General features: G+C 47.0%; 5 protein-coding genes and 1 pseudogene. 3 read left to right on the plus strand and 3 right to left on the minus strand.

Features of this window, described 5'->3' with window-relative positions; all coding sequences use genetic code 11:
• Nucleotides 1–30 precede the first annotated feature (30 nt).
• Genes SFSGTM_RS07765 through SFSGTM_RS07775 form a run of 3 tightly spaced genes read left to right on the plus strand, consistent with a single transcriptional unit; the run spans nucleotide 31 to nucleotide 6,052 of the window.
• Nucleotides 31–1,911 carry a GAF domain-containing protein gene (locus SFSGTM_RS07765; protein ID WP_162084662.1) on the plus strand — a complete coding sequence of 627 codons (1,881 nt, stop codon included), beginning with the start codon at nucleotides 31–33 and terminating at the stop codon, nucleotides 1,909–1,911.
• A 9-nt stretch (nucleotides 1,912–1,920) separates the two neighbouring features.
• Nucleotides 1,921–4,068, plus strand: coding sequence for a peptidase M50 (locus SFSGTM_RS07770; protein ID WP_162084663.1), 2,148 nt, complete (start codon nucleotides 1,921–1,923; stop codon nucleotides 4,066–4,068).
• Nucleotides 4,061–6,052, plus strand: coding sequence for a preprotein translocase subunit SecA (locus SFSGTM_RS07775; RefSeq protein WP_162084664.1), 1,992 nt, complete (start codon nucleotides 4,061–4,063; stop codon nucleotides 6,050–6,052). The genes SFSGTM_RS07770 and SFSGTM_RS07775 overlap by 8 nt, the downstream gene beginning before the upstream one ends.
• Before the next feature lie 376 nt (nucleotides 6,053–6,428).
• On the opposite strand, the gene SFSGTM_RS07780 is transcribed toward SFSGTM_RS07775, so the two are convergent.
• The 3 genes and pseudogenes from SFSGTM_RS07780 to SFSGTM_RS07790 form a co-directional block, all read right to left on the minus strand.
• Nucleotides 6,429–6,752 (minus strand): type II toxin-antitoxin system PemK/MazF family toxin, encoded by a 324-nt coding sequence (locus SFSGTM_RS07780; RefSeq protein ID WP_174237404.1) that lies wholly within the window; start codon nucleotides 6,750–6,752, stop codon nucleotides 6,429–6,431.
• A complete protein-coding gene (locus SFSGTM_RS07785) occupies nucleotides 6,749–6,964 on the minus strand; it encodes an antitoxin MazE family protein (protein ID WP_162084665.1) in 216 nt (71 codons plus the stop codon). The genes SFSGTM_RS07780 and SFSGTM_RS07785 overlap by 4 nt, the downstream gene beginning before the upstream one ends.
• 409 nt (nucleotides 6,965–7,373) lie before the next feature.
• Nucleotides 7,374–7,519: pseudogene (locus SFSGTM_RS07790) on the minus strand (IS630 family transposase); the annotation flags it as partial.
• Nucleotides 7,520–8,469 lie beyond the last annotated feature (950 nt).

Consider the following 8,469-nt stretch of genomic DNA (forward strand, 5'->3'; position numbering starts at 1 on the left):
TAGATATCGTTGAGTTGGAGAGGGTTTTTGATGGCGATAAGCGCATCGGATAAAAATTACCAGAGCACAGGAAGTTGGTCCATTGAGGACGATGATGCTGATATTTGGCGCACATTTTCTGCATCGGGCAATGATGCGCAGTTTTGTCGAGCGTGGCTGGCATTGCTGTGTAGGCAGTTGCCAGGTATTGTTGCGGGCGTGGTTCTATTTCGATCAGGGGAAGAAAATACATTTCTTCCCCTCGCTGTCTGGCCAGAAATTATACGCGATTTGTCGTTTCTAGGGACGGTCGCTGAGCGCGCTCTGGTTGAAGGCCGAGGCGTGGTGCATAGACCCGATGATATGGTCAATCAGCACATTCATGTTGCATATCCAATTGAGGTTTCAAAGCGTATGGTTGGCGCTGTTGTGCTGGAATTAACCGCGCGTTCTGAAGCGGAAATACATGCTTCATTGCGTCAGTTGCATTGGGGCATCTCCTGGTTGCATGACTTGGTGAATCGTCGTGAGTTGGCGGTAAATCAGGGTAAGAGCGAGCGTATAGGTTCTGTGATGGAAGTGCTGGCAACTGCCTTGCGTCGTGGCAGTTTGCAGCAGATGCTGTTCGATGTTGCCAATCATGTTGCAAGGCAGATGCAATGCTCGCGGGTAGCTGTCGGCCTAGTCACAGACGGTGCATTGCGGGTGGCTGCAATGTCCAACGCGGCCTGGTTCGAGAAGAACTCAAGCACGATGAAGTTGTACAAGGCGGCAATGGAGGATGTGTTGGATAGATTAGCGCCAGTCTCTTATCAAGTTGCTCTTGAGGTTGAGGCAGTGTCTGTAACGCAACAGGATACTGCGCACGCTAGGTTGGCGCGCGAAAGTGGCGCGTGCTCCATTTTGTCTTTGCCGCTTCTGCTCGACGCTGAGTGTATTGGTGTGCTCATGCTGGAACGAAATTCTGGGGGCGATTTTGGTTCAGCAGATAGTGATTGGCTGGATACATTGACGAGTCTGTTGCCTGCGGTAATGGATCAGAAGCGTAGATCAGAGCGCGGTTATATAGCCCGTATACGCGAAGATTTTCATAGTTTGCTTGAGCGTCTTTTTGGGTCGGGTTATCTGATCTGGAAATTCAGTGCGGCTTTATTACTTGCCTCGATATTGATATTAGCGCTGGTTAAAATCGATTATCGAGTAACTGCAAAAACTGTAATCGAGGGGGAATTGCAGTTGGACGCTGTCGCCCCTTTTGATAGTTTTGTTGTTTCTAGTTACGTGCGAGCTGGAGATACGGTTAAGAAAGGACAGGTACTGTGTAGGCTGGATGATCGTGATTTGAAACTTGAGCAAAACAAATGGCAAAGCGAACGTGATCAGTACCTTCGCAAGTTACGTGAAGCAGAGGCTAATCATGAAATGTCCGCGGTGCAAATATTAAGCGCTCAGGTGCAGCAAGCCGATGCGCAGTATGCGCTGGTGACAGATCGTCTGAATCATGTTGAGATTACTGCGCCTTTCGATGGTGTTGTTATTTCAGGGGATTTGAGTCAGTTGATTGGTTCGCCAGTGGAGCTGGGAAAACAGTTGTTTGAAATTGCACCATTGCAGGCTTATCGTGTGATTCTGCAGGTGGACGAAAGCGAGATGCGCCTTGTGAAACAGGGACAGCCTGGTCAATTGATGATTTCTGGAATAGTGGGAGAACCCATTCCTTTGAGGGTTAGTAAAATCACGCCTGTTGCAACTGCACGTGACGGACGAAATTTCTTCAGAGTCGAGGCTAACCTGAGTCAGGCACCAGCGCAGTTGCGTCCTGGCATGGAAGGGGAGGGTAAGATCAACGTGGGTGAGCGTCGTCTGTGGTGGGTGTTGACACATACATTTACAGACTGGTTGCGACTGAAGTTGTGGGGCTGGTTACCGTAAGGTGGAAAAATGAGTCGTTCTGTTTTTAGTCAATCATGGCATAACGCAGCGGAATTAAGGCCTCGTCTGTTGTCGCATGCACGATTTCATCCTCACATCTATCGCGGTCAGCAATGGTTTGTTTTGCAAGATTCGACGGGTGGGCGCTACCATCGTTTGTCACCAGGGGCATATGGATTAGTCAGTCGTATGGATGGTGTGCTTACGGTCCAGAATTTATGGGACGATGCTTGCCGTGCGGGTGGTGACGCAATTCCGACTCAGGATGAAGTGGTAGAGTTGTTGATGCAGTTGCATTCGAATGACCTGCTACAGTGTGATATTACTCCTGATAGCGCAGAGTTATTTGAGCGTTACACTAAACGTAAACAACTTAAATGGAAGCAATGGATCACTCAACCAACGAGTTTGCGTATCCCGTTGATTAATCCCGATGAGTTTTTGACAAGGTGGGCCCATCGATTAGGTTGGATATTCACCAGAAAAGGTGCGTTACTTTGGCTGGCCGTGGTGTTGCCTGCCATACTTCTTGCAGGGCAGAATTGGAGTGAGTTAACGCTTAATTTATCCGATCACGTACTGTCAACCAGCAATTTACTGGTTCTGGCGTTTGTTTTTCCGATTGTCAAAGCCTTTCATGAGCTTGGACATGGCTTCGCAACCAAAGTATGGGGAGGCTCGGTTCATGAAATGGGTCTGATGTTTTTGATCTTTCAGCCGGTGCCATATGTTGACGCCTCTGCAGCTTCAACATTTCGATCTAAACAACGGCGCATTGTTGTCGGCGCCGCAGGGATGCTAGCTGAGGTATTCCTGGCCGCACTTGCAATGTATCTATGGGTGTTGGTTGAATCGGGTGTGGTGAGGGCTGTAGCATTTAACGTAATGCTTATCGCTGGCGTCTCTACAGTTATTGTCAACGGTAATCCATTGTTGCGTTACGATGGTTATTATATCTTGTCGGACTTGATTGAGATACCAAACTTGGGGCAACGAGGACAGCGTTATCTGACCTACTGGTCGGATCGTTACTTGTTTGGTGCAAAGGAGCTTACATCACCAGACGAATCGCCCTCTGAAAAACGTTGGTTGGCCGGCTATACGATAATTTCGTGGATATATCGTATATTTGTAACGGTATCCATCATTCTTTTTATTGAGGGTGAGTTTTTTATCTTTGGCGTCCTGCTGGCAATCATGGCAGCTATTGGTTTGTTTCTGATGCCCATCTGGAAGTCTGTTAAACATGTATTGAAAAGCTCGACATTGCATCGACATCGGACACGTGCGATTAGATTGTCCGTGATTTTTGTTGTGGTTATTCTGTTGTTTGGTTTCTTTGTTCCCTTACCGCTTTATACCCAAACTGAAGGGGTAGTGTGGTTGCCTGAACAAGCATTGGTGCGTGCAGGTGTGAATGGATCATTTAAGCGTTGGTTGGTTGACCCAGGTACTCAGGTTAGCAAAGGTACTGCGCTCTTGATGATGGTTAATCCGCAACTGGACAGTGAGTTAGCGGTGGCTCGCGCTAAAGTGGCCGAAGCTGAGGCTAGATACAGCGTCGAACAATTTGATAATCCGGTTCAGGCCAGTGTCTTATTCCAGCAGTTGCAGTACGAACAACATGCCTTGGAGCAAATTAAAGAGCGTTATGGACATTTGATTGTTTATAGTAATGTTGATGGGGTTCTGACTGTTCCAAAATCGCAAGATATGGCCGGTCAATATTTTAAAAAAGGTGAGTTGTTAGGCTATTTAATGGATAAGAGTTTGCTGGTTGCTCGTGTCGCCGTTGCTCAGGACAATATCGATCTGGTCCGAACTCGATTAAAGGGGGTGGAACTACGTTTTGCTGATGCTATTTCGGACACTTACCCCGTGTCGATACTACGTGAAATTCCCAGTGCTTTAGATGAGCTGCCAACTGCCGCGTTGAGTCCGAATGGTGGTGGTCAAATTCCTGTTGATCCAAACGACAGTAAAGGTCTTAAAACCATAGACAGGTTGTTTTTTGTTGATCTTAGTTTGCCGCTTAAAGCGACCCCCAATGCTTTCGGCGGGCGCGTATATGTGAGATTCGATCATCTTAGTGAACCACTGTTCAGCCAACTGCATCGTCGATTAAGGCAGTTATTCCTGAGTAGATTCCATGTCTAATGTAGCGGCTTTGATAAAAGGACGTTCGCTTAAGGTTTCTGATGGCGTGTATCTGGAGCGTACGCGTGATAGGGAACCGGTTTTTGAGGAATATTTGCGTGCATTATCTGCGCGTATCCCCAAACTGAAATCACGCACAAAACGTCTTCGTAAATTTATTGCAGAAGCGAATGCTGTTGAAGCGGAAATGCATGTGCTTGATGACCAGGAACTAGTTGCTAGCTTGAATAGCACTTGTATTGAAATGCGGCAGCAAGGATTTGCTGATAAATTATTGGCTCGGGCATTTGCAGCAGTACGCGAAGCCTCATTGCGCACCATTGGCATGCGGCATCATGATGTGCAGTTGGTCGGCGGATGGGTATTGCTGCAGGGTATGATCGCTGAAATGAATACGGGCGAGGGTAAGACGCTGGTTGCAACGTTGGCGGCATGCACCGCAGCTGCGGCAGGTGCAAGCGTGCATGTTATTACGGTTAACGATTATCTAGCAGAGCGTGATGCTAAGCTGAATTTGCCGCTTTACAACTTTTTTAATTTGCGGGTAGGTGTGGTCATACAGGGATTGTCACCGGGGCAGAGGCGTGCGGAATATGCATGTGATGTGGTTTATGTGTCCAATAAGGAAGTTGTTTTCGATTATCTCAAAGACCGTATTGCTACAGGGGCGGCGCTGGCAACCCATTACCACTTGCGGCGTTTATATGGCTCTGGACAGCAGCCAAGCTTGATAATGCGTGGTTTACATGTGGCTATTGTTGATGAGGCGGATAGTATTCTAATAGACGAGGCGCGTACTCCACTGATTATTTCTGAAACGGTGAACGATGAGCATGCGGCTTTGCTTTATCATACAGCGCTTGATCTTGCTCGGCGATTGGTGCGAGGTGAGCACTTCAATATTTCAGGGCATCATGAAGTGTGGGTTACTTCTCAGGGTGAGCAGTATATGCGTGAACTTAGTGCAGGATTGACTGGGGTGTGGACATCCGCATTGTGGCGGCATGAGTTGCTGCAAAAGGCATTGACAGCATTGTGGTGTTATCGGCGCGATCAGCACTATATTGTTCAGGATGGGAAAGTTGAAATCGTTGACGAATTTTCTGGGCGTGTGATGCCAGATCGTTCTTGGGAAAGTGGTTTACATCAGATAATCGAGGCGAAGGAAGGTTGCGAGATCACAGGGCAACGTAAAACTTTGTCGCGTATGACCTACCAGCGATTTTTGGGACGCTATCTTTTGCTATGCGGCATGACAGGAACTGCCGCTGAAGTAATGCCTGAATTAAAGCGTGTATATGATCTGGAAGTTTATACGGTTCCTACGCATGTACCCAGTAGACGAGAGCGATTGGCTAATCAGTTTTCCATTACGGCGGAAGAACGCTGGCAAGCGGTAGTCAAACGTGCCATCGAACTTAGTCAAATAGGAACTGCAATCTTGATTGGTACCCGATCAGTGGAAGCCTCCGAAAACTTAAGCGCGCGTTTTCATGAGCGGGGAATCGTTCATGCTGTTTTGAATGCCCGGAATGATCGCGAAGAAGCTGAAATTGTGGCGCAGGCTGGGCAGTCTGGGAGAATTACGATTGCAACAAATATGGCGGGGCGTGGAACTGATATCAAACCTTCGGATGAGGTAGTCAAAATAGGCGGGTTGCATGTTATTTTGACAGAGTTCCACGAGTCGGCCAGAGTCGATCGCCAATTGTTTGGACGTAGCGCTCGTCAAGGTCAGCCAGGAACGGTAGAGGCGATGGTTAGTCTTGATGATGATCTTTTCATTCGGTATGCGCCACTACTGCTGAATATCGCAAGACGTGTTTCGATTACGCAAGGAAAACCCCCTCTTTGGTTATTAAATTTGCTAGTGGACTATGCGCAGATGGCTGCGGAGAGACATAATGCGGGAATTAGAACTGCCACCCTCAAACAAGACAGAAAACTCCAGTCCTTGTTGGCATTTGCCGGAATTCCAAGTTGATGGGGTAGCTCTTTTTCTGTTAAGTTTAGTACGGTTAATCTGGGTACGATCGTTTCAAGCTGATTTTTGTAAATCTTGCTAAATTACTTAGCACGGGTCTGAATTTCGGCAAGCACTCCTGCTTGTGTGCCATATTAGTCTAATCAGTATCAGCGCTTAGTTGCGTACGGCTTTGTTTATTGATCCGGCCTGATTTATCCGTGAATTAGTGCATATTACACCCCAAACCCACCATTGATTCCAATACCAAACCCACCACTGATTCCAATCTCAAAACCGCCAGCTATTACAATCTAAACCCTCCACTTGTTTCAAATGATTCGCCTTAGCTTAACTGCAATCAGTCGTGTCACCAGCCACTATCTTGTCGTTGGCGTCAAATAACGCCGACGACCAACAGGAGCACTCTATCTATCGCTTTCATCCGCTCATCATCAAGGCGGCCAATCGGCTCGCTGATTTTGGCACGCGGCAGCGTCGAGAGCTTGTCCACCATGACTTGCGATAGCACGCGCAGCCCGTTAGCTGGATTCGGTTCTACAGTGACACGAAACGCGGCATTGCGCAGATCGCTTGTCACTGGACACAGCACGACGCTTTCCAGTTCGGTTAGCAGGTTTGATTGAATGATCAATGCTGGCCGTGGTTTACCGTAGTCACCTTGCAATGAAACTGTCACGAGGTCGCCTCGCTGTATCACTCCCAACCCTCAACGTGCGATGCTGCCTCTTCGGTGAAGCGCAAAGCCTCAGCTTCTGCTGGATCGCCCTTCAGGCTTTGGCACTGCATGCGCACTTGCGCCGTGAACTCAGGCGAGCGAGTGTCTGGCACCCAAAACTGGACAGGCCGTAGCCCCGCCGCGCGCATTCGCTCTCGGTGCCGCGCTACTTTTGATTCGTGAATTGATGGCATGATGCTAGCTCCACTGGTTGTATGTTGGGTTACATGATACCAGGCATGTAACTATAATGCAAGTGTGGTTAACTAAACAGTGAAGAACCCTTTCACGCCTTGCAAGCAGAAAAGCTTTATTCCTCATCCTTCCAAGGCAATCTACCATGTTCAAGATGATGAAGCCTATTGCTGTATCGGCAATATCATTTTGAGCGCTTGTTTGCTGTGTTTGACCTCAAATACATTCAGAAATAATGTTTAGATTTACGGCGTAAATAGATGCGTCGTTGGGCTTTCCAGACACGTCTTCTAACAATGCTAATGATTTCAACAATAATCATAATTCACCTATGCCAACTACTGGCCGACTTTGCAGTAGAACAGGTGGCGGGTTTGGGGTTCAATACGCAATAGTCAAATAGCGCGTGATCGCAGCGTTCACAGCGGACCAACTGAGCCCACTGTGCTCAACAAGCTGCATCACCGGCATCCTCTTACGGTGCATTCTGATGACTTGTTTGCGTCTCTCGTGCAGCACTTCTCGCGCTGCTTGCGGGCATCTTCCTTTTCCATGCGCAATGATACGAGATTCATGGCTTAAAGTTCATGAATAATTCGTGTCGAGTCTATAGGTACCCAAAACTTTTAAGCTAAAGCCAATTATTGATAACGTCTAAAGCAACCTCTCCCTCAATTGTCACTTATCCTTGTTGCGTTCATGAAATGCCTGAGGTTAATTGTGTGAGGGTTCTCTTTTCGTATGCTAAAGCCTGGCTGTTGTGTAATAATTTTGTAAGCATTTGGTGGTAGTATGTAAGACGTATGCCATATCGCTATATGGCAATTTTTTCGTGATTAATACTGCCTTATCTATTCAATACGGTGTGTTGTGAGCCATGGCTTATTGGTACGAAGTGGCGCCCATTATTAATAACAAGACAAAATAAATGATTTCAATAATTGCTTTGATCTGCCGAACTATAAGCGATACTCACAATTTACAACGCCTGACGACCTTGCTAATTGGTGAGGAGTGCATCTATACAGGCTATCCTGAAGCCAGCTATGCCAACCTTACTTAAATGCGCTTACTAAAATACGCCATTAAGCAAAACACTCAATATGCGAATCATGTCGATTTTGGCATTCGCAGAGTTATTGAGCGGGTGTGCGGTGTCATAAAACCACGCTGTGGCACGGGGTATCTCGGTATTCAGGCCTGGTTTGAAATCAAGGGGGTATGTTGATGATTTTTGCTTACAACCTGAAAGGGTGTTTGCTCTCTTGACCATATGACACCTATCAGTCGAATAAGGAATAAATAAACACAGCCCAGTAGCGCCAAAAATGGCTAAGTGGCAACCAAAACAACATCAAACTTAGCAAAATGTTGCTATTTTAGGAATTTTAATATGCAAATCCAAGGTCATTTCATTGACTCTTGGTAGATTGGGTAGTCTTAGTGCGTTTTAGTGCAAAGAACCCATTAATACTAACATCGGACGCTTACGGGGAATTAAAAA

The organism is Sulfuriferula nivalis, assembly GCF_009937995.1.
Taxonomy (GTDB): domain Bacteria; phylum Pseudomonadota; class Gammaproteobacteria; order Burkholderiales; family Sulfuriferulaceae; genus Sulfuriferula; species Sulfuriferula nivalis.